The sequence below is a fragment of the Pseudomonas sp. NPDC086566 genome, from assembly GCF_050280885.1.
Classification (GTDB): domain Bacteria; phylum Pseudomonadota; class Gammaproteobacteria; order Pseudomonadales; family Pseudomonadaceae; genus Aquipseudomonas; species Aquipseudomonas vlassakiae.
In genome coordinates this window covers 354,748-375,689 of the sequence record NZ_JBNNWD010000007.1, presented here as the reverse complement: position 1 = coordinate 375,689, position 20,942 = coordinate 354,748, and the positions used below count along the sequence as shown (strand labels likewise).

The following is a 20,942-nucleotide window of genomic DNA, read 5'->3' as shown; positions in this document are numbered from 1 at the left end:
TCGCGCAGTGTACGGGAGAGAGGGGGCTGGGTGAACGGGTGTGCACATTAACTAAGATGGCTGCCTGTGCCGGCCCTTTCGCGGCTAAAGCCGCTCCCACAGGGACCGCACAAGCTTCAAGCCCTGCACGGGTCCTGTGGGAGCGGCTTTAGCCGCGAAAGGGTCGCCACAGGAGAAGCACATGTCAGCCCTTTTCGGCCGGCGCCGAGCTCAGTTCGAACGGGCTGCTGCTGCGCCGCTGGTTACGGTCCTCGCGCGGAGTGGCGCCGAAGAAGTTGCGATAGGCGCTGGAAAAATGCGGCCCCGAGGAGAAGCCGCAGGACAAGCCGATCTGGATGATCGACTTGCTGGTCTGCATCAGCATCTGCCGCGCCTTGTTCAGCCGCAGCTCCAGGTAATACTGGCTCGGCACGCGGTTCAGGTACTGCTTGAAGATCCGTTCCAGCTGCCGACGCGATACGCACACATGCTGGGCGATTTCGTCGGTAGTCAGCGGCTCTTCGATATTGGCCTCCATCAACAGCACAGCCTGGGTCAGCTTCGGATGGCTCGAACCCAGGCGGTTCTGCAACGGAATGCGCTGGCGCTCGCCCCCTTCGCGAATGCGCTCGACCACCAGTTCTTCCGACACCGCCCCGGCCAGCTCGGCCCCGTGATCGCGGGCCAGCACCGCCAGCAGCAGGTCGGTCACGGCCATGCCACCACAGGCCGTCAGGCGGTCACGGTCCCAGTCGAACAGGTGGCTGGTAGCAATCACCTTGGGGAATCGTTCGGCAAAGTCGTCCTGCCAGCGCCAGTGCACCGCAGCACGATAGCCGTCGAGCAGGCCGAGCATGGCCAGCGGGTAAACCCCGGCGGACAGGCCGCCAATCATGCAACCACTGCGCGCCAGCTGCTTGAGCGCCGCCGAAAGCGCCGATCCCACTGCCTGGGGCAGGTCGTCGGCCAGCAAAAAGAGCTTGTGGCAGCCCTCCAGGCGCCCGTTCCACGGCTCGCCCGGCAGGCGCCAGGCGCCCTCCCCGGCGGGCTCCGCCTGAAGAAAGGCGATCTCGTAGACCACCTCCGGGTGCACCCGCTGGGCCACCAGCAACACTTCCTCCGCCAGCGCCAGGGTCAAAGGCTTGGTGCTTGGCCAGATGAGAAAACCGATTCGCTGGGTGGTCATAGGGTACGGTCCGAAACCTGAGTTCGTTCGAGTCTGTGGCGCCGGGTCACGCTGCGCTCGCTGCGCAGCATGCCCTATTCTGGTGCAAAGGTGCAGCCTTTACTTCAGGCTGCCGGAGAGGAACTGCTTGAGCCGCTCCGATTGCGGGTTAGCGAGCACTTCACGCGGGCAGCCGGTTTCTTCGACCAGGCCTTTGTGCAGGAATACCAGCTGGTTCGAGACCTCGCGGGCAAAGCCCATTTCGTGGGTCACCACCACCATGGTGCGGCCTTCCTGGGCCAGCGCCTGCATCACCTTGAGCACATCCCCCACCAGCTCCGGGTCGAGCGCCGAGGTTGGCTCGTCGAACAGCATGACCTCTGGCTCCATGGCCAGGGCCCGGGCAATGGCCACACGCTGCTGCTCACCGCCGGACATGTGGCCGGGGAACGCGTCCTTGCGGTGCGCCACGCCCACCTTGGCCAGGTAGTGCTCGGCCTTCTCCAGGGCTTCTTTCTTGTTCACGCCCAGCACGTGCACCGGCGCTTCGATGATGTTTTCCAGCGCGGTCATGTGCGACCACAGGTTGAAATGCTGGAACACCATCGACAGGCGCGAGCGCATGCGCTGCAGCTGGCGCGGGTCCGAGGCCTTGAGTGCGCCATCCTTGCCAGGCACCAGCTTGAGCGCTTCGTTATTGAGCAGGATCTTGCCTGCATGGGGCTGCTCGAGCAGGTTGATGCAGCGCAGGAAGGTCGACTTGCCCGAACCGCTGGAGCCGATGATGCTGATCACGTCGCCTGCCTTGGCCGCCAGGGACACGCCCTTGAGCACTTCATGGCTGCCGTAGCGCTTGTGCAGGTCTTGGACTTCGAGTTTGTACATGCTGTCGGTTCTCACAGAGCGTTCAGTGCTTGCGCGGCGCCAGGTAGCCGAGCCAGCGGCGTTCGGCCATCTTGAACAGGCGCACGAGGATGAAGGTCAGGCACAGGTAGAACACGCCCGCCGTGATGTAGGCCTCGAAAGGCAGGTAGTACTGGGCATTGACCGTGCGCGCAGCACCGGTGATGTCGATCAGGGTGACGATCGACGCCAGGCTGGTGGTCTGCAGCATCATGATCACTTCGTTGCTGTACTGCGGCAGGGCCCGGCGCAGGGCCGATGGCAGCAGGATGCGGCGGTACATCTTCATGCGCGACATGCCCATGGCCTTGGCCGCTTCGATCTCGCCATGGGGCGTGGCCTTGAGGCTGCCGGCGATGATTTCCGCAGTGTAGGCACTGGTATTGATGGCGAAGGCCAGGCAGGCGCAGAAGGTCGCGCTGGACAGCCACGGCCAGAAGATGCTTTCGCGCACGGTCTCGAACTGGGCCAGGCCATAGTAGATCAGGAACAATTGCACCAGCATCGGCGTGCCGCGGATGACGTAGGTGTACAGCCAGGCGCTCATGTTCACCAGCGGCTGCCTGGATACCCGCATCAGGCCCAGCGGAATCGCCGCCAGCAGCCCGAACAGCAGCGACAGCGCCAGCAGCTTCAGGGTGGTCAGCAGGCCCCCGAGATACAGCGGCATGGCCTCCCAGACGACGTTGTAGTCAAAAATCATAGCTCAGCCACCTTGACGCCTACCGAGTAGCGCCGCTCCAGATACTTCAGCGCCAGCAGCGAAATACTGGTGATCACCAGGTACAGCGCAGCCACGGCCAGGAAGAAGGTGAAAGGCTCGCGGGTGGCATCGGCCGCCTGCTTGGCCTTGAACATCATGTCCTGCAGGCCGACCACCGAGATCAGCGCCGTGGCCTTGGTCAGCACCAGCCAGTTGTTGGTGAAGCCCGGGATGGCCAGGCGGATCATCTGTGGCACCTGGATGCGGAAGAACACCTGGCGCGCGCTCATGCCATAGGCCACGCCGGCTTCGGCCTGGCCCTTGGGGATACCGAGGAACGCACCACGGAAGGTCTCCGACAGGTACGCACCGAAAATGAAGCCCAACGTGCCGATACCGGCCACCAGCGGGTTCAGGTCGATGTAGTCGTCATAGCCGAGCAGCGGCGCCACCCGGTTGATGATGTCCTGGCCGCCGTAGAAGATCAGCAGGATCAGGACCAGGTCGGGGATGCCACGGATCACCGTGGAATACAGATCCCCCAGCCAGGCCAGCCAGCGCACCGGCGACAAACGCAGCGCCACGCCGATCAGGCCGAGGACGATGGCCAGGGCCATCGACGACAAGGCGAGCTGTAGCGTCAGCCACGCCCCGTCGAGGATGACTGCCCCATAGCCTTTCAACATGATTGGGATTCCTCAGGGCTTGGGAATGAAAAATGGTGCAAACCTCAGAGCCTCTGCTGTTTGCACCATTGCACAGGTGAAACCCGACGTCTTAGTTCGAGTCTGGACCGTAGATGTCGAAGTTGAAGTACTTCTTCTCGATTTCTTTGTACTTGCCGTTGGCGCGGATGGCGTCGATGGCCTTGTTGATGCGCTCGCGGTTGGCGTCGTCGCCTTTGCGCACGGCGATGCCGACGCCGTCACCGAAGTACTTCACGTCGGTGAACGATGGGCCGACGAACGCGAAGCCTTTGCCGGCATCGGTTTTCAGGAAGCCGTCTTCGAGCAGGGTAGCGTCGGCCACGGTACCGTCAAGGCGACCGGCGGCGACGTCCAGGTAGATTTCGTTCTGGGTGCCATAAGGAACGACTGTCGCGCCCTTGGGAGCCAGCACTTCCTTGGCGAAGCGGTCGTGGATCGAGCCGCGCTGCACGCCGATCTTCTTGCCCTTGAGCTCGTCGAGGCTGTCGCTGACGGTGGTGCCTTCCTTCATGACCAGGCGCGCTGGAGTCAGGTAGTAGCGCTTGGTGAAGTCGACCGATTTCTTGCGGTCGTCGGTGATCGACATCGACGACAGGATGGCGTCGATCTTGCGCACCTTCAGCGCCGGGATCAGGCCGTCGAACTCTTGCTCGACCCAGGTGCACTTGGCCTTCATCTCTTCACACAGGGCGTTGCCGATGTCGTAGTCGAAACCGGCGATGCTGCCATCTGGCTGCTTGAAGGCGAACGGTGGGTAAGCGGCTTCGATGCCGATCTTCAACGGTTTTTCATCGGCCTGCGATACCAGGGAAAACACGGAAAGCGCCAGAGCGCCAAGCAGTGCGAGCTTCTTCATCAGGTAACTCCATCGGTACGGGGCAATACGAGGCAGGGGTAACAACTGCCCGATATGCGAATGGGTACAACGCGAGCCGCGCAGGTTTCGACCAAGGTCGCAGACCACGAGCGAGTGAGTGGCATTTTAACGACAGCCCGGTAGTCGATATTTCTTCAAAGCGACAACTACTTACAGAAGCGCTTGAAATCGCGGCGGGCGATGTTGACAGCTTTTGCAAAACATGCAAGAGCTCGAGAGAAATAACCTGTAAGCCAAGCAATTACCGGGCCTATTATTGGCAAACCCTTGCGATACGGCAAGTGCAGCGTTTCACCTTGCTGAAAACGTCCAGGCGAACGCACCGAAATGGCACGGACCTGTTTCCCTGCGCCCCGATCCTGTGCGAAATCGGTGACAGAATAGTTACCGATGATTGTCGGGTAACAGTAAAGCAAAAACCCCGCCGGTTGCCCTGGCGGGGTTTAAGGTAGGTGTCAGCGCAGGGTCAGGCCGAAGCCAGGCTCATCGCTTTGTGGGTATCGATGAGGTGCTGCACCACGCCTGGGTCGGCCAGGGTCGAAATGTCACCCAGGGCATCGTATTCGCCGGTGGCGATCTTGCGCAGGATACGCCGCATGATCTTGCCCGAACGGGTTTTCGGCAGCCCCGGCGCCCACTGGATCACATCCGGCGAGGCGATCGGGCCGATCTCCTTGCGCACCCAGTTCTTCAGCTCCAGGCGCAGTTGTTCGCTTGGCTCGATGCCGGCATTGAGGGTGACATAGACATAGATGCCTTGCCCCTTGATGTCGTGCGGCACGCCGACCACTGCAGCTTCCGCCACCTTGGCATGGGCGACCATGGCGCTTTCGATCTCGGCGGTGCCCATGCGGTGGCCGGACACGTTGAGCACATCGTCCACGCGGCCGGTGATCCAGTAGTAGCCATCCTCGTCACGACGTGCGCCGTCACCGGTGAAGTACATGCCGCGGAAGGTCTTGAAGTAGGTGTCGACGAAACGGTCGTGGTCGCCGTACAGCGAACGCGACTGGCCCGGCCAGGAATCGAGGATCACCAGGTTGCCCTCGGCTGCCCCTTCGATCAGGTTGCCCAGGTTGTCCACCAGCGCCGGCACCACGCCGAAGAACGGACGGGTCGCCGACCCCGGTTTGAGCGCCGTGGCGCCCGGCAGCGGGCTGATCAGCACGCCACCGGTCTCGGTTTGCCACCACGTATCGACGATCGGGCAACGCTCCTTGCCAACGGTCTTGTAGTACCAGTTCCAGGCCTCAGGGTTGATCGGCTCGCCCACCGAGCCCAGCAGGCGCAGGCTGGAACCGTCGGCGCCCGCCACGGCAGCCTGCCCTTCGGCCATCATGGCGCGGATCGCGGTCGGCGCGGTGTAGAGGATATTGACCTTGTGCTTGTCGACGATTTTCGACACGCGGGTGATGTCCGGGTAGTTCGGCACGCCTTCGAACAGCAGCGTGGTTGCACCGTTGGCCAGCGGGCCGTAGACGATGTAGCTGTGGCCGGTGACCCAGCCGACATCGGCCGTGCACCAGTAGACTTCGCCCGGGCGGTAGTCGAACACGCGCTCATGGGTCAGCGCGGCATACACCAGGTAACCACCGGTGGTGTGCAGCACGCCCTTCGGCTTGCCGGTGGAGCCCGAGGTATAAAGGATGAACAGCGGCTCCTCGGCACCCATTTCCTTCGGCGCACAGTGGCTGGAAGCAACCTTCATCAGGTCTTCGAACCAGATGTCGCGGTGCTGGTGCCAGGCGATATCGCCACCGGTGCGCTTGCACACGATGATCTTCTGCACGCTGTTGGTTTCCGGGTTGGTCAGCGCCAGGTCGACGTTGGCCTTGAGCGGGGTACGACGGCCACCACGCAGGCCTTCGTCGGCGGTGATGACGACTTTCGACTTGCAGTCGATGATGCGGCCGGCCAGTGCTTCCGGGGAGAAGCCGCCGAACACCACCGAGTGGATCGCGCCGATGCGGGCGCAAGCCAGCATGGCAACCACGGCCTCGGGGATCATCGGCATGTAGATGGTCACCACATCGCCACGGTGCACGTCCTGGCCGCGCAGGGCATTGGCGAACTTGCAGACCTGCTCGTGCAGCTCACGGTAGGTGATGTTGCGGTGTTCGGAAGGATCGTCGCCTTCCCAGATGATTGCCAGTTGGTCGCCGCGCTCTTCGAGGTGGCGGTCCAGGCAGTTGGAGGAGACGTTCAGAGTGCCGTCGGCAAACCACTTGATATCGACATGGTGGTCGTCGAACGAGGTCTGCTTGACCTTGGTGAACGGCTTGATCCAGTCCAGACGCTGGGCCTGCTCACGCCAGAAGCCGTCCGGGTTGATCACCGATTGCTGGTACATGGCCTTGTAGGTGGCCTCGTCGGTCAGGGTAGTGGCCGCAACCTCGGGACGAACGGGATACAGTGGAGCCGCACTCATCTGTGTTACCTCGGTGTAATAGTTGTTTTTGTATGGAACCGTTTGTAACTGTACCAGAGCGGGAAAAACCATACGACGATGGTAGTAGCGCGACAGCAAAATCTTCACGCGAACGGCACAAATGGCTCTAGCCCGCCGCTGTCGGCCCGGCAAGGGAAAAATGCGACAGCGCCTGCGAGCGGATTGTTACAGATTATGGAAAAAGGCAAAAAAACTTTATCAAAACGCTATCTGTTTCCCTTAGTTGCCCAGGCATAAGATTCACCTCGCCAGCAACGGCAAGGCGATTAACTACTGGAAACAGCCCCCACGAAGGCAATCAGTTAATCCCCCTCTAATCCCGATAGTTGAACTTTTGCAGTACTCGCGGCGCCACAAGCGCCGCGTGCCCCCTCACGACCTTAGACAGGTAAAATGAAAATGAAAGCTTTACTGGTATTGGTACTTGGCGGTCTTTGCGGCGCGGCGATGGCCGACGAAGCAAACAATGTCGAGCAGATTCCGGTTGAACAGTACAGTTACTCGCAGCACCTGGACATTGCCCGCGTCATTTCCATGAGCGAAGTGCCCAACGTGTGTGAAGTCGTGCCCGCCCGCATGACCTACGAGGACTCCAAGGGCCAGAAGCACATTCTCGAATACCGCGTGATGGGGAACGGCTGCTCCAACGGCTAAGCCTCGAGATTGGGCCCCCTGCGGGGCCCTTCGCGGGCAAGCCCGTGAAAAATATTGCACAAGATTAACAGTTAATTAATGACCCGATTTAATCTGCAGACTTGCCCAGTGAGTAATCCCTTAACTTATTGGCAATCGTAGTATGCGAAACCCCCAATCTTTTCCCTAAAGCCCGGCTGCTGGGAAACTCGCTCATCAAGCTTTCCAGCACCGCCTTTTCAAATCGCCCGACAATCTGCGCCAGGTCGCCATCCAGCGAAAACTCGCCCAACGGTTGCCGCGCACCGTAATCCGGCAATCGAATATGCTCGCCTTTCACCACCCCGCCTTCACATAATGAAACCGCCTGGAACAACACGTTTTCCAACTGCCGCACATTGCCCGGCCAGTGATACTGACTGAGCTTGTCCATGGCCGCCGGTGCCAGGCGAGGCATGGCGCAGCCGATCTGCCGGCTGGCCTGGTCGAGGAAATGCTGTACCAGCCCTTCCAGCCCATCCATGCACTCGCGCAGTGGCGGAATGTGCAGCGACAGCACGTTGAGCCGGTGATACAGGTCCTGGCGGAACTCGCCACGGGCACACAGTTCGGACAGGTCCACCTGGGTGGCGCAGATCACCCGCACATCCAGGTACACCTCTTCGTCGCTGCCGACGCGGCGGAAGCAACCGTCCTGCAAGAAGCGCAGCAGCTTGACCTGCAGGCGCGGGCTCATTTCCCCTACCCCGTCGAGGAACAGGGTCCCGCCGGCGGTCAATTCCAGCAGCCCCAACTTGCCCTCGGCACGCGCGCCCTCGAAAGCCCCGGGGCCATAACCAAACAACTCGGTCTCGGCCATCGACTCGGGCAAGCCGGCGCAGTTGAGGGCCATCAAGGGCGCCTGGCCACGCGGGCTGGCCAGGTGACAGGCGCGGGCCAGCAACTCCTTGCCGGTGCCGGTCTCGCCTTCGATCAGCAGAGGCGCATCCAGCGGCGCCATGCGCCGCGCCTCACGCACCACCGCCGCCATCACCCGCGAACTCTGGAAGATGCTGTCGAAGCCGCGTAATTCCTGCTTGCGCACGTTATAGATACGTTCACCGATGCGGTCAGCGCGATGCAGGGTCAGCACGGCACCGGCCAGGGCCTCACTGTCATCATGCTCGGACTGCAGCGGCGCAATATCGGCCAGGAACACGTCACCTTTGACCTTGATGCGCAGGCCATTGATGCGCGACTTGTTGGCACGCACCAGTTCAGGCAGGTCGAAATCCTCGACATAGCGCGCCAGCGGCATGCCCGGCACTTCGTCGACGCGCACCCCGAGCAACTGCGCCGCAGTGCGGTTGGCCGCGACGATGCTGCCACCCATGTCGATCGACAATACCGGGAAATCCAGCGCACCAAGCAACGCGTTCAGCTCCATGTGCCGACGCTCGCTTGGCATCAGGCCGACGCGCTTGACGCCGAATACGCCAGCGATCGACTCGAATTTGGGCCGCAATGCCTGGAACTGCAGATTGATCAGGTTCGGGCAATGCAGGTAGATGGCATTGCCATGGTCTCCCCCCACCTCGCCGCGCAGCACGTTGATGCCGTATTCCACGAGCAGGTTGAGGATGTCGCGAAGAATGCCGATGCGGTTCTGGCAGTGCACTTTGATACGCATGGATGCTCTCGAAGCGGCGAGATTTTTCGACCTCGCACAGAAAAGTCGTAAAGATAAGCTGACAAAAACGCTATAAACGGCAGCTTGATGAGCCGGATTTTCCGGCATGTGCGGTATTTTGTAAAATAATCGTTACGCAAGACAGGCCCCAGGGCACTCGCCAGCAGCCTCGCCCCTCGTGCAAATCACCCGGTGAAGGGATATTCCTAGGTCATGTCGTGGACATAACAAGAAAAGCCTCACCAGGAGAGCCACATGAAACAGACGCAATACGTGGCACGCGAGCCCGATGCGCACGGTTTTATCGATTACCCGCAGCAAGAGCATGCGGTATGGAACACCCTGATCACGCGCCAAATGAAGGTCATCGAAGGCCGCGCGTGCCAGGAATACCTGGACGGCATCGACCAGCTCAAACTGCCCCATGAGCGCATTCCTCAGCTGGGCGAAATCAACAAGGTGCTGGGTGCCACCACCGGCTGGCAGGTTGCCCGCGTACCGGCGCTGATCCCTTTCCAGACATTCTTCGAGCTGCTGGCCAGCAAGCGCTTCCCGGTCGCCACCTTTATCCGCACACCGGAAGAACTGGACTACCTGCAAGAACCGGATATCTTCCACGAGATCTTCGGCCACTGCCCACTGCTGACCAACCCGTTCTTTGCCGAATTCACTCACACCTACGGCAAGCTCGGCCTGGCCGCGACCAAGGAACAACGCGTCTACCTGGCGCGCCTGTACTGGATGACCATCGAGTTCGGCCTGATGGAAACCGCGCAGGGCCGCAAGATCTATGGCGGCGGCATCCTCTCTTCGCCAAAAGAGACCGTCTACAGTCTGTCTGGCGAGCCTGAGCACCAGGCCTTCGACCCGATCGAGTGCATGCGCACGCCGTACCGTATCGACATCCTGCAGCCGCTGTACTTTGTGCTGCCGAACATGAAGCGCCTGTTCGACCTGGCCCACGAAGACATCATGGCCATGGTCCGGCAAGCCATGCAGCTGGGGCTGCACGCACCGAAATTTCCACCCAAGGTCGCTGCCTGAGCGCCTTGCCGATAACAACTCGAAGCGGAAAACACACTCATGAATGCCTTGAACCAAGCCCACTGCGAAGCCTGCCGCGCTGACGCACCCAAGGTCACCGACGAGGAACTGGCGGAACTGATCCGCGAGATCCCGGACTGGAATATCGAAGTCCGCGACGGCCACATGGAACTGGAGCGCGTGTTCCTGTTCAAGAACTTCAAGCAGGCCCTGGCCTTTACCAATGCCGTAGGCGAGATCGCCGAAGCCGAAGGCCACCACCCTGGCCTGATGACCGAATGGGGCAAGGTCACCGTGACCTGGTGGAGCCACTCGATCAAGGGCCTGCACCGCAATGATTTCATCATGTGCGCACGCACCGACAAGGTCGCCGAGACGGCTGAAGGCCGCAAGTAATCACCAACAACAGGGCCTGATGGCCCTGTTTTTTTGCCCGCAGGCCGTCCGGTATCCGCCCGCAAAACCGACAAGCGACCGGGAAAAGTTACAAACTGTCATCCAGACTTGTGTATCCTGCCCGAGCTTCACGAAGCTCCAAACGCGCCTGGCGCAGACTTTTCACTCACACTTGCGAGGAACGACGAGATGCATGAAATCCCGAATCTTCCCTTCCCAAGCCTGAACCCAGAAGAGCCAACCGTTACCGTCCACGCCGAACCGACGCCTGCCGTCGATCAGGATGGTGACGATCAATCCAGCGCTGACCAGGAATAAACCGCGCATCCCTGCGACTGTGTGAAAACGGCTGACCTGCGGGCTACCCCGTCATCACGTTTTCACACCGTCACGAACCTCTGCCACGAAGACCCCCATGCCTGACTCACCGCGCCCTCTTGCGGTCACCCTGCAAGTCGTTTCCATCGTCCTGTTCACCTTCATCGGCTACCTGAACATCGGCATCCCCCTCGCCGTACTGCCCGGCTATGTCCACAACGACCTCGGCTTCAGTGCCGTGATCGCGGGCCTGGTGATCAGCGTGCAGTACCTCGCCACCCTGCTCAGCCGCCCGACCGCCAGCCGTATCATCGACAACCATGGCAGCAAGAAAGCGGTCATGATCGGCCTCGCCGGTTGCGGCCTGAGCGGCGTGTTCATGCTGGCCTGTGCCTTCCTCACCGACCTGCCTTGGGTCAGCCTCGGCTGCCTGCTGGTCGGCCGCCTGGTGCTGGGCAGCGCGGAAAGCCTGGTGGGTTCCGGCTCTATCGGCTGGGGCATCGGACGGGTCGGTGCCGAGCACACCGCCAAGGTCATTTCCTGGAACGGCATCGCCAGCTATGGCGCGCTGGCCATCGGTGCGCCACTGGGCGTGCTGATGGTCAAGAGCCTGGGGCTGTGGAGCATGGGGGTGAGCATCCTCCTGCTGTGCACGCTGGGCCTGCTGCTGGCCTGGCCAAAACGCGCTGCACCGGTGGTCAGCGGCAAGCGCCTGCCGTTCATGCAGGTACTGGGCAAGGTGTTCCCGCATGGTTCGGGGCTGGCCCTGGGCTCGATCGGCTTCGGCACCATCGCCACCTTCATCACCCTGTATTACGCCAGCCGCGGCTGGGCCAATGCGGCGCTCACCCTGAGCCTGTTCGGCGCCAGTTTCATCTGCGCGCGGTTGCTGTTTGGCAACCTGATCAACCGGATTGGCGGGTTCAGGGTGGCAATCGTTTGCCTTTCGGTGGAAACCCTTGGCCTGCTGATGCTGTGGCTGGCACCGAATGCCGAAATGGCACTGGCGGGGGCGGCACTGAGCGGGTTCGGCTTCTCGCTGGTGTTCCCGGCGCTGGGCGTGGAGGCGGTGAACCAGGTGTCGGCGGCCAACCGCGGGGCGGCCGTGGGGGCGTATTCGCTGTTCATCGATCTGTCGCTGGGGATTACCGGGCCGCTGGTGGGTGCGGTGGCATCGGGGTTCGGGTTTGCTTCGATGTTTCTGTTTGCGGCCGCAGCGGCGTGTTGTGGGCTGGTGTTGAGCCTGTATCTGTATCGCCAGGCTCGTAACCGGCACAAGCAAGCCGAATAACGGATCGCCTGTACCGGCCTCTTCGCGGGGCAAGCCCGCTCCCACAGATACTGAGTTGTTCTTGAGCTAAACACGAATCCTGTGGGAGCGGCCTTGTGTCGAGAATGGGCTGCGAAGCAGCCCCCGGGGCCTTGCAGGTCAGCGCTTGGCGTACTGCAACACCACTTCCAGCGGGTGGCGCATCTGCCGCTCGGTCATGCGCTTGACCTGGCTGCGGCACGAGTAGCCAGTCGCCAGCGCCTCGCCTTCCTTGTCCAGCTTGGTCGCCCACGATTGCTCGAAGATTGTTCGCGAAGTCTCCTGATTACGCGCTTCGTGCCCGTAGGTACCGGACATGCCACAGCAGCCGGTTGCCTCGGTCACCAGCTTCAGCCCCAGGCGGGCAAACACCTGTTCCCACTGCTTGGTGCTGGCCGGCACGTTGGTCTTCTCGGTGCAGTGCGCCATCAGGCGGAAGTTGCCCGGCGCAGCAGGCGCCTGCTCCGGCAGCACGTTCATCAGCCACTCCTGTGGCAGCTGCACCTGCGGGCATTCTTCCAGGCCCGGCACCTTCTGGTACTCCTGGCGGTAGACCAGGGTCATCGCCGGGTCCAGCCCCACCAGCGGCACGCCGCAGTCAGCCAGGGCCTTGAGCTGGGTCGCGTTGCGGATCGCCGCCTTGGCGAAGGCGCCCAGGAAGCCCTGCACATGCAGCGGCTTGCCGTTGGCGCTGTAGGGCGCGAGGAACACCCGGTGCCCCAGGCGATGGGCCAGCTCGATGAACGCGGCCAGCAGCGGCGTTTCGAAATAGCGGGTGAAGGCATCCTGCACCAGCACGAGACTGCGCTCGCGCTGGGCCGGGGTCAGCTCGCGCAGGGCCGGCACGCTGGCCACGCCGACGCGGCAGCGGGTCAGGGTCGACTGGAAGTTGAAGCGGCTGATCAGCGGGCTGTCGACCATGCCGATCTTGTCCGCCAGCAGCTTGCCGACCCACTTCGAGCCCATCACTGCGTTATAGAGGCCAGGCGCATGGGCCAGGTACGGAATGGTGAACTCCAGCGAGCCAATCAGGTAGTCACGCAGCGGGCGTTGGTAGCGACCGTGGTACAGCTCAAGGAAGCGCGAGCGGAAGTCCGGCACGTTGACCTTGATCGGGCACTGCCCGGCGCACGACTTGCAGGCCAGGCAGCCGGCCATGGCGTCGTACACTTCATGGGAGAAGTCTTCCTGGCCCCGGTTGCGGGCTCGGTTGTTGCGCAGCCGGGCCGGCAGCCCCTTGAGCCACGACACCTTGTTGCGCGCCGCCGCCAGCACGTCGATGTTGGCCTCGCCCTGCAGGCGCAGCCATTCGCGCATCAGCGAGGCACGCCCCTTGGGCGAGTGCTGGCGCTCGCGGGTAGCCTTCCACGACGGGCACATGGCGTCGTTGGGGTCGTAGTTGTAGCAGGCGCCGTTGCCGTTGCAGTGCACGGCGCTGGGGAAGTCCTGCCATACGCGCTCGTCGATGGTGCGGTCGAGGTCGCCACGCAGGGTCACGCCGTCGACCTTGGTCAGGCCTTCGGCGCTGTCAGGCGGCGTGCAGATCTTGCCCGGGTTGAGCTGGTTGTGCGGGTCGAAGGCGCCCTTCAGGCGCTGCAAGGCCGGGTACAGCTCGCCGAAGTACTCCGGCACGTATTCCGAACGCAGGCCCTTGCCGTGCTCGCCCCACAGCAGACCGCCATAGCGTCTGGTCAGCGCGGCCACGGCGTCGGAGATCGGCTTGACCAGGGCAGCCTGGGCCGGGTCTTTCATGTCCAGCGCCGGGCGCACGTGCAGCACGCCGGCATCGACGTGGCCGAACATGCCATAGGCCAGGCCGTAGCCGTCGAGCAGCGCGCGGAAGTCGGCGATGTAGTCGGCCAGTTGCTCCGGCGGCACGGCGGTGTCCTCAACGAACGGCTGCGGGCGCACCTCGCCTTCGACGTTGCCGAGCAGGCCTACCGAGCGTTTGCGCATGGTGTAGACGCGGGTCACCGCTTCGGCACCCTCGGCCAGGGTGTGGCCCAGCCGCTCGACACTGGTGTCGCGCTGCAGGTGGTCGATGAACGCCTTGACCCGGGCGTTGACCTCGGCCGGCTCGTCGCCGCAGAACTCCACCAGGTTGATGCCCAGGGTCGGGCGCTCGGGGTCTGCCGGGAAATACTCGGCAACGCTGTGCCAGACGATGTCCTTCATCGCCAGCATCAGCACCTTGGAGTCGACCGTCTCGATCGACAGCGGCTTGAGCGCCATCAGCGCATTGGCGTCGCGCAGGGCGTCCATGAAGCTTGAGTAGCGCACGTTGACCAGCACGGCATACTTGGGGATCGGCAGCACATTGAGCTTGGCTTCGACCACATAGCCCAGCGAACCTTCGGCACCGCACAGCACACTGTTGAGGTTGAAGCGGCCTTGTTCGTCACGCAGGTGCGCCAGGTCATAGCCGGTCAGGCAGCGGTTGAGCTTGGGAAAGGTGGTCTCGATCAGTTCGGCCTGGGTTTCCTGAATCTCCCGGGCCATGCGGTACACCTCGCCGACCCGGCCGGGCGCGGCGCAGGCCTGCTCCAGCGCGGCATCGTCGATCGGCAGGCTGTGCAGGCGCTCGCCGCCGAGCAACACACTGTGCAGTTCCAGCACGTGGTCGCGGGTCTTGCCATAGGTGCAGCTGCCCTGGCCGCTGGCATCGGTGTTGATCATGCCGCCAACAGTGGCGCGGTTGGAAGTGGACAGCTCAGGGGCGAAGAACAGGCCGTATGGCTTGAGTGCGGCGTTGAGCTGGTCCTTGACGGTACCGGCCTGGACCCGCACCCAGCGTTCCTCGACGTTGATTTCGAGGATCTGGTTCATGTGCCGCGACAGGTCTACGACGATGCCGTCGGTCAGCGACTGGCCATTGGTGCCGGTCCCGCCACCGCGCGGGGTCAGCTTGACTTGCTGGAAACGCGGCTCAGCCATCAGGGTGGCGACACGCGCCACGTCATCAGCGTCCAGCGGGAACACCGCCGCCTGGGGCAGGCGCTGGTAGATCGAGTTGTCGGTGGCCAGCACTGTACGGGTGCCGTAGTCGGCGCTGATCTGGCCACGGAAGCCACTGTTGCGCAGGGCTTCGAGGAATTCGGGGTAGTTGGCGCTCGGCGCAAGGGTCGACAGCTGGGCGATCATCGAAGGATGGCCTCTTGATATAGGCTAATTCACGGGAATCCTGTCGTTCCGGCATGCATGGTTTCATGCGGGGATGACGTATAGGCCAATGTTCCTGTAGTTTCGCTTGAGGGGCAAACGGATAATCCTGCCGCTATCAATGACTTTTATGAATGAACTACCGCCACCTCACTCCGTCCATGTCGCTGCTGCTGGCTTTCGAGGCCGCCGCCCGGCATGAAAGCTACACCCGCGCCGCCGCCGAACTGTCGCTGACCCAGAGCGCGGTCAGCCGTCAGGTGCAGGCCCTGGAGCAGCAACTGGGCCTGACCCTGTTCCGCCGCGAGGGCCGCCAGGTGCAGCTGACCGACGTCGGCCGGCTGTACCAGCGCGAGCTGAGCGAGGCGCTGGGGCGCATCCGCAGCGCCACCTTGCAGGCGCTGGCCTACCAGTCCGGGGTCGGCACCCTGCGCCTGGCCACCCTGCCCACGTTCGGCTCGAAGTGGCTGCTGCCGCGCCTGCATGCGTTCTACAGCGCCCACCCGGGGATGCTGGTGCACATTCATTCACGCATCGAAGCGATCAACTTCGACACCAGCGAGATCGACGCCGCCATCGGCGTGGCCAGCCATGACTTGCCGGGCCTGATCTGCCACCGGTTGCACGCCGAGGAGCTGGTGGTCATCCTGCCGCCGGAGGCGGCTGGCGATGCCCAAGCCTGGGGCCCGGGGCGAATCAGCGAAGAAGTGCTGCTCAACGTGGCCAATAACCCGCATGCCTGGGGCGAGTGGTTTTCCCACCATGGCCTGCCGCACCGGGCGATGCGCCTGGGGCCGAGTTTCGAGCTGACCTCGCACCTGATCCAGGCAGTCCGGGCCGGGATCGGTATCGGCCTGGTGCCGCGTATCCTGGTCGAAGAGGAACTGGCCAAGGGTGAGCTGTTCAGCCCAGGCAACGCGTTCGCCAGCCAGCGCAGCTACTACCTGATCTACCCGGCGAGGAATGAAGCGTTGCCGTCGCTGAAAGCGTTTCGCAGCTGGCTGCTGGGGCAGATCTGAAGGCTCTGCCCCCGCTTGTTTCCAGGGCTCATCAAGGAATGTAGATATTCCAAGCGTGCACAGCACGCTGCATGGCCTCTTCAGTCAGCGTCATACGCTGCTCTAGCAGCCAGCCTGCTTCCCAGACATTGAAAGCCTGCATCCCCTCGACATCATCGTTTTCATGCAACAGGTCCTTTTCGATGCGTTTACTGGCCGGCAACTGCAGGCGCGCGGGCGATGTACGCTCCAGGTATTGGCGCCACCAGGACTGATCACAGAACCACCTGGCCATCACCGGTACCGTCTGGCGTGCGCGGATGTAGTTCAACGCCTCATCACGGCTCGCTTGCAGTTGCAGCGCCTGTTCGAAGCGCATCTCGGGGCGCCGGATGGGGAGCTGCAGGTCATCGAACAGCTTCATGCGGTACAGCAACTCGACATCGACCAGTTGCGCGCCGAGGTCGAGCGCATAGGCCTTACGCCTGGAAAAGTCATCCAGCTGCTCCAGTCGCCAGAACTGCCCGCCCTTCTCCAGTAGCTGCACCTCGGTCAGCGGGTTGCCGGTATCGCGCAGCAGCCTCCAGGTCTTGATGTACAACTCAAGGTCGGTGAAGCGCGAAATGGCATCATCACCGCAGCCATCGATTTCCGACAAACTGAACAGTTGAGCCCTGAAAGCGCTCTCCTCACGGGCTTCAACCAATGCCTGCTCTTGGGTCAACCCGCGGGCCAGCTTGCTGTCGACGATCGTGGCCAACTCACTGTCCGTGAGCACGATCAGGTCGCCGTCTTCCTTGATCCCGGTCATCATGTCATACACCCGGTACGCCAGTTGATACGCTCCGTTGTCATGGGCGAACTCCTCGGAGCTGGCCAGGACTTTGAGCAAGTTGAAGAAGTTGTGCGAACCTGGCTGCTCCTCGAGAAACTGCCATAACGACGCCAGGTCGTCTCTGTCTTCTTCGTCAACGGCATCTTCCCACTGATAACGAGCGGGTACTGGGTTGAGCACATCTTCAGGGTCGTGCCAGTGGCTGGCCGCCTCATCCCGCGCGCCTGTGCGGACCCTGCCCGTCTGCCATATGCGCGATGTCCAGAACCCGGACGGCAAAGGGCCGATCGAACTGTCCGTTATCTCGAGCCTGGATAATGTGGCATGGGTCGTTACCCCTGCCGGCAGTGCCCTTAAACGCGTGGAGCGCAGTAGCAGCGACCTCAATTCCGGCATCTTGTCGACTGAAAAACCAGCCTGCAGCGGGTTGTTCGACAAGTTCAAGTACAGCAGGGCCGTGCAGTTCTCCAACTGCTCTACCTGACCGGCATCCAGCACGATCTTGTTGCCAGACAGGTCCAACGAGGTTAACTGCGCCCGCAGAAAGGTCGGCAGGGAAAATTTACGCAAGTCGCCATTGGTCAGCTCCAGCGCCTTGAGATTGGGAAATGCACGCAGGAAACCATCAGGCATCGCACGCAGCTCGGAGTCCCTTAACGCCAGCTGGGTAATGTGCGGAAAGACTATCGGCTCAGGCAGGTCGGGAAGTTGCCCCAGGCCGAGGCCGATATCCCAGATGGCGCTCGGAAGTTCGAGGTCGAGGAACCTGCCGAGCACTGCATAGCGCCAACGGCTGATCAAGGTCTTGCGCAAACCGTAACGGGCCAACCATTCCAGCCGCAAGACGCCAAGCCGCTGCCAATGCGTCAAGGTCGTTCGCAGGACCTTGAATTGCCGCTCAAGCTCATCCAGAGCCGTCGAGGCGTTGTCCGCGCCTGCGGCACGCAGCCATCGATCAACCTGCGCCTCGGTGACGTCAGGGCATAACCAGCGCAACCGGGTTTGCAGCGCGGCAGGCCTCCCACGCCCGAACAGGCCGCGGCCACCAGACAATGGATAACCCAGCCTGCCATCCAGTAGACGCTTGGGCAGCAGAAAAGAAGGCGCCGGATGATCGGCACTGAACAGGTCCTCCACCTCTTGACGCCGCGCCCGCCATTGCCCGGCCACCGCCACACGCAGGTTGGCGGCAAACGGCTCACCGATTGCCATGGCTGCGCGCTCCCGGGCAGAGAAACTGTCGGCAAGGGTTTCGAACAGTTCACCGGGTGCACCGAGGTCTGCCCCTTTGCCATCTCGCAGCCAGAACGCGCCTTCCTGGTACATCACGCTCAATGCACCGGCAGGGCTGTCGGAAGCAGACGCAGCCCATTGACCGTGCGCATCCAGCACCTGCCAATGCTTGTCCGGCGCCACGCCTGGCAAGCCCTGCACCAGCTTGACCACCGCCCTGGCAAAATCCAGCGTCTGCGGCACATCGATCCACAACCCCTCCCCGGCGCGCGCCACCCTGATGCGCACAACGCGCTCCCGGGCGGCCAGCGCCATGGCCAACGGCACACGCTGTGAATCCGCCATCAGCGTCCGCTGCGCCTCGCTCGCCTGCTCCAGCACCTGTTGCGCAGCGAGCCGGTGCAGGCTGGCAAAGGCCTGACGCAACGGGACGGTGGCTTGATCGATGGTGTCCGTGCGCGCATAGAGCATCTGGAACAGTTGCCGCCGGTGATCGGCGACGACTTGCGCCAACGCGTCATGTGCCAGGCCCTGCTCATCGGCAAGTGCGCGGGCGCTGTGCAACAAGGCCTGGTCCTCGATCACTGCGCCGGCACGCAAACGCTGCTCCAGGTCCGTCACCCGCGCGGCTATCGCAAAGCGGTCCACCGTATCGATCAATTCGACTTCCGGTGCCTGGTCGAACACATGCAATGCCCTCAGCGCCTCATCGTCCAGGCCATGCACGGCAAGCACGTGGTCGATCAGGTGGCGTGGCAGGCTTGCGCATGCGCCGCCCAGGCGGCTGAACAACTGGTGCGTATCGCTCCAGTCGGCCGGCTGCTCGCTCCACAACCGCCAGGCGCCCGCGCCGTTGTGCTCGAGCTGTGGCGAATGGCTGCCATAGGGGTTCAAGTACCAGTCACCGTCAGCCTCCTGCCACACCTTGTAATAGGCCCCCGCCATCTCGATCCAGCTTTCGTCGCCCAGGCGGTAGACCCCGCTGGTATCCAGCTGTGCCTGCGCAGGTGGCGGGGCGCTCACGTAGGGGGCAAGGTCTTGGTTCCACAATTTTTCAGTACCGTCACCGAGCACGGCAGGCACCATGTCGTCGACCACCACTGCCCGCTGCCAGGCCTCTCGTACAGCAACACTGCCTGCCGATACTGCCGCTACCCAGGCTGCGGTCTTGCCCACATTGACCAAGTGATCCAGGGCAGCAGCGCTATCACCTTCGCGCCAATCCTTCACTGCCAGGAATGTTTCATCGAGCAAGTCCCACGCCATGACGGCCAGCAGGATCACCCCCAGTTGCGGCACGAACAGGCTGGCCAGCACCAGCCCCGACCAACCTTCCGCCTGCAAGCGCTGGTCATGGCTGAGCTGAGCGGCAAGGTCGATTTCAGCGACCGGGACGGCGATCATCGCGGCGTCGTCCTTGATCTGCGTGATGCGTGCAGTGGCCAAGGCTGAAAACAAAGGCTCAGGGTATGCCTTCATGTGCTGGTCCAGCGACCGGGTGGCAAAGGCCGCGAGGTCACCGAGACGCTCCTGCACGCTGGAAAAGAAATGCTGGCTGTCACGCCGGCGTACAAATCGCCTGAAGAACTGTTGATACGCTTTGTCACGCAGGCGCCGCCCCAGCACCTTGCGGGCAAACTGTTCAAGATCTTCGCTGATGCTCCACGGGGCCACCGGGTCTGCCGGAATGTAGACGAGCACGCACAGGCTGGTATTACGCAGCCAGCCTTCATTCACCACATCGAAGACCACGATCTGCTGCAACTGGCAGCCAAATGCCTCGAGCTGCCTGGCGACCACAGGGCGCTCCGCGAAGGGGCCGGGGCTGCCCTGGCGATACAGGTCGATCACCCACTGCAAATGCGCATCGCGGAGCACGCCATCGACGTGCGCCTTGAACGCATCGACCAGCATCATCGAACGTATCTGGCTCTCCAGCAATGCAGCAAAGCCCTGCTGCCCTTCTTGCGGGGGAGCCTCAAGTGTCGACTGCAAGTGCTCGCGGTATTTCCCGCCAATGTCCAGGCTTCGGCAAGCCTTGACAAACGCCTTGGCCGAGAGCGAATCGATCGTGCTACCGGTCGCGTCGACCACACAGTCCGCTTTCGCGACGACATGGTCCGCGGTGAAGTTCTGCATGGCCGCCCAGAGTAACGATGTGTCGTACCAGTCACGCTCCAGGGTCGGTAACCGACTGGTGAAGTAACTCTTCGACGGCGATGCATAGTCATACCACTGGCGCAGGTACAGCTGATCGACGGGGGTCGTCAGCTGCAACCGCCCGGCAAGCTGCTGTTCGGCAAAGCGATCGATGTCCTGAACCCGGGAAAATATCGCAGACAGCTGGTAGCGCGCGGCAAGACCCGCCTGCAATGCCTCGCCCAGCAAGGCAAAATGCTCCGGGTTCAGCCTCTTCAACCAGGCGGGTAGCCGCCTGGCGATCAGCTCGTCCTGGAAGCCCTGCAGTTGAGCGATCACGTCGGACTGCCGGGCCTGCTCATTGTCGGTAACCATATGCCTCGCCTTCATCTACTTTAATGAAGCGGGCCAAGGTAGGTAACAGGC

At 62.4% G+C, this 20,942-nt stretch carries 14 protein-coding genes; 5 read left to right on the top strand and 9 right to left on the bottom strand.

Features of this window, described 5'->3' with window-relative positions:
* Nucleotides 1–184: 184 nt before the first annotated feature.
* From argR to acs, 6 genes are all read right to left on the bottom strand, one after another.
* The gene (gene argR, locus ACQKPS_RS18735; RefSeq protein ID WP_254484135.1) at nucleotides 185–1,165 is read right to left on the bottom strand and encodes a transcriptional regulator ArgR; all 981 of its coding nucleotides are present in this window, start codon (nucleotides 1,163–1,165) and stop codon (nucleotides 185–187) included.
* Between the two features lie 99 nt (nucleotides 1,166–1,264).
* The gene (locus tag ACQKPS_RS18730) at nucleotides 1,265–2,029 is read right to left on the bottom strand and encodes an ABC transporter ATP-binding protein (RefSeq protein WP_254484133.1); all 765 of its coding nucleotides are present in this window, start codon (nucleotides 2,027–2,029) and stop codon (nucleotides 1,265–1,267) included.
* Nucleotides 2,030–2,051: 22 nt separating this feature from the next.
* On the bottom strand, nucleotides 2,052–2,750 hold the full coding sequence (locus ACQKPS_RS18725) for an ABC transporter permease (protein WP_254484131.1): 699 nt from the start codon (nucleotides 2,748–2,750) through the stop codon (nucleotides 2,052–2,054).
* Nucleotides 2,747–3,436 (bottom strand): ABC transporter permease, encoded by a 690-nt coding sequence (locus ACQKPS_RS18720; protein ID WP_027921088.1) that lies wholly within the window; start codon nucleotides 3,434–3,436, stop codon nucleotides 2,747–2,749. The genes ACQKPS_RS18725 and ACQKPS_RS18720 overlap by 4 nt, the downstream gene beginning before the upstream one ends.
* A 91-nt stretch (nucleotides 3,437–3,527) precedes the next feature.
* Nucleotides 3,528–4,313, bottom strand: coding sequence for an ABC transporter substrate-binding protein (locus ACQKPS_RS18715; RefSeq protein ID WP_054887054.1), 786 nt, complete (start codon nucleotides 4,311–4,313; stop codon nucleotides 3,528–3,530).
* A gap of 487 nt (nucleotides 4,314–4,800) precedes the next feature.
* Entirely contained in the window at nucleotides 4,801–6,762 is a 1,962-nt protein-coding gene (acs, locus tag ACQKPS_RS18710) for an acetate--CoA ligase (RefSeq protein WP_254484129.1), read from the bottom strand.
* Nucleotides 6,763–7,182: 420 nt separating this feature from the next.
* Between acs and ACQKPS_RS18705 the strand changes: the two genes are divergently transcribed.
* Entirely contained in the window at nucleotides 7,183–7,437 is a 255-nt protein-coding gene (locus ACQKPS_RS18705; protein WP_176509054.1) for a DUF2790 domain-containing protein, read from the top strand.
* Nucleotides 7,438–7,525: 88 nt separating this feature from the next.
* On the opposite strand, the gene ACQKPS_RS18700 is transcribed toward ACQKPS_RS18705, so the two are convergent.
* A complete protein-coding gene (locus ACQKPS_RS18700) occupies nucleotides 7,526–9,085 on the bottom strand; it encodes a sigma-54-dependent transcriptional regulator (RefSeq protein WP_254484127.1) in 1,560 nt (519 codons plus the stop codon).
* 255 nt (nucleotides 9,086–9,340) lie between these two features.
* On the opposite strand from ACQKPS_RS18700, the gene phhA reads away from it, so the two are divergent.
* The 3 genes from phhA (at nucleotide 9,341) to ACQKPS_RS18685 (ending at nucleotide 12,134) form a co-directional block, all read left to right on the top strand.
* Nucleotides 9,341–10,129 (top strand): phenylalanine 4-monooxygenase, encoded by a 789-nt coding sequence (phhA, locus tag ACQKPS_RS18695; RefSeq protein WP_313201540.1) that lies wholly within the window; start codon nucleotides 9,341–9,343, stop codon nucleotides 10,127–10,129.
* 39 nt (nucleotides 10,130–10,168) lie between these two features.
* Entirely contained in the window at nucleotides 10,169–10,525 is a 357-nt protein-coding gene (locus tag ACQKPS_RS18690) for a 4a-hydroxytetrahydrobiopterin dehydratase (protein WP_060508389.1), read from the top strand.
* 415 nt (nucleotides 10,526–10,940) lie between these two features.
* Complete coding sequence (locus ACQKPS_RS18685; RefSeq protein ID WP_254484123.1) at nucleotides 10,941–12,134, top strand: MFS transporter; 1,194 nt, start codon at nucleotides 10,941–10,943, stop codon at nucleotides 12,132–12,134.
* Between the two features lie 138 nt (nucleotides 12,135–12,272).
* On the opposite strand, the gene ydiJ is transcribed toward ACQKPS_RS18685, so the two are convergent.
* Nucleotides 12,273–15,293, bottom strand: a complete 3,021-nt coding sequence (gene ydiJ, locus ACQKPS_RS18680; RefSeq protein WP_427605306.1) for a D-2-hydroxyglutarate dehydrogenase YdiJ — start codon at nucleotides 15,291–15,293, stop codon at nucleotides 12,273–12,275.
* Nucleotides 15,294–15,445: 152 nt separating this feature from the next.
* Here ydiJ and ACQKPS_RS18675 point away from each other — a divergent pair, with 152 nt between their 5' ends.
* A complete protein-coding gene (locus tag ACQKPS_RS18675; protein WP_254484119.1) occupies nucleotides 15,446–16,330 on the top strand; it encodes a LysR substrate-binding domain-containing protein in 885 nt (294 codons plus the stop codon).
* A 31-nt stretch (nucleotides 16,331–16,361) separates the two neighbouring features.
* Here ACQKPS_RS18675 and ACQKPS_RS18670 read toward each other — a convergent pair whose 3' ends face one another.
* The gene (locus tag ACQKPS_RS18670; protein WP_427605305.1) at nucleotides 16,362–20,891 is read right to left on the bottom strand and encodes an NEL-type E3 ubiquitin ligase domain-containing protein; all 4,530 of its coding nucleotides are present in this window, start codon (nucleotides 20,889–20,891) and stop codon (nucleotides 16,362–16,364) included.
* Nucleotides 20,892–20,942 lie beyond the last annotated feature (51 nt).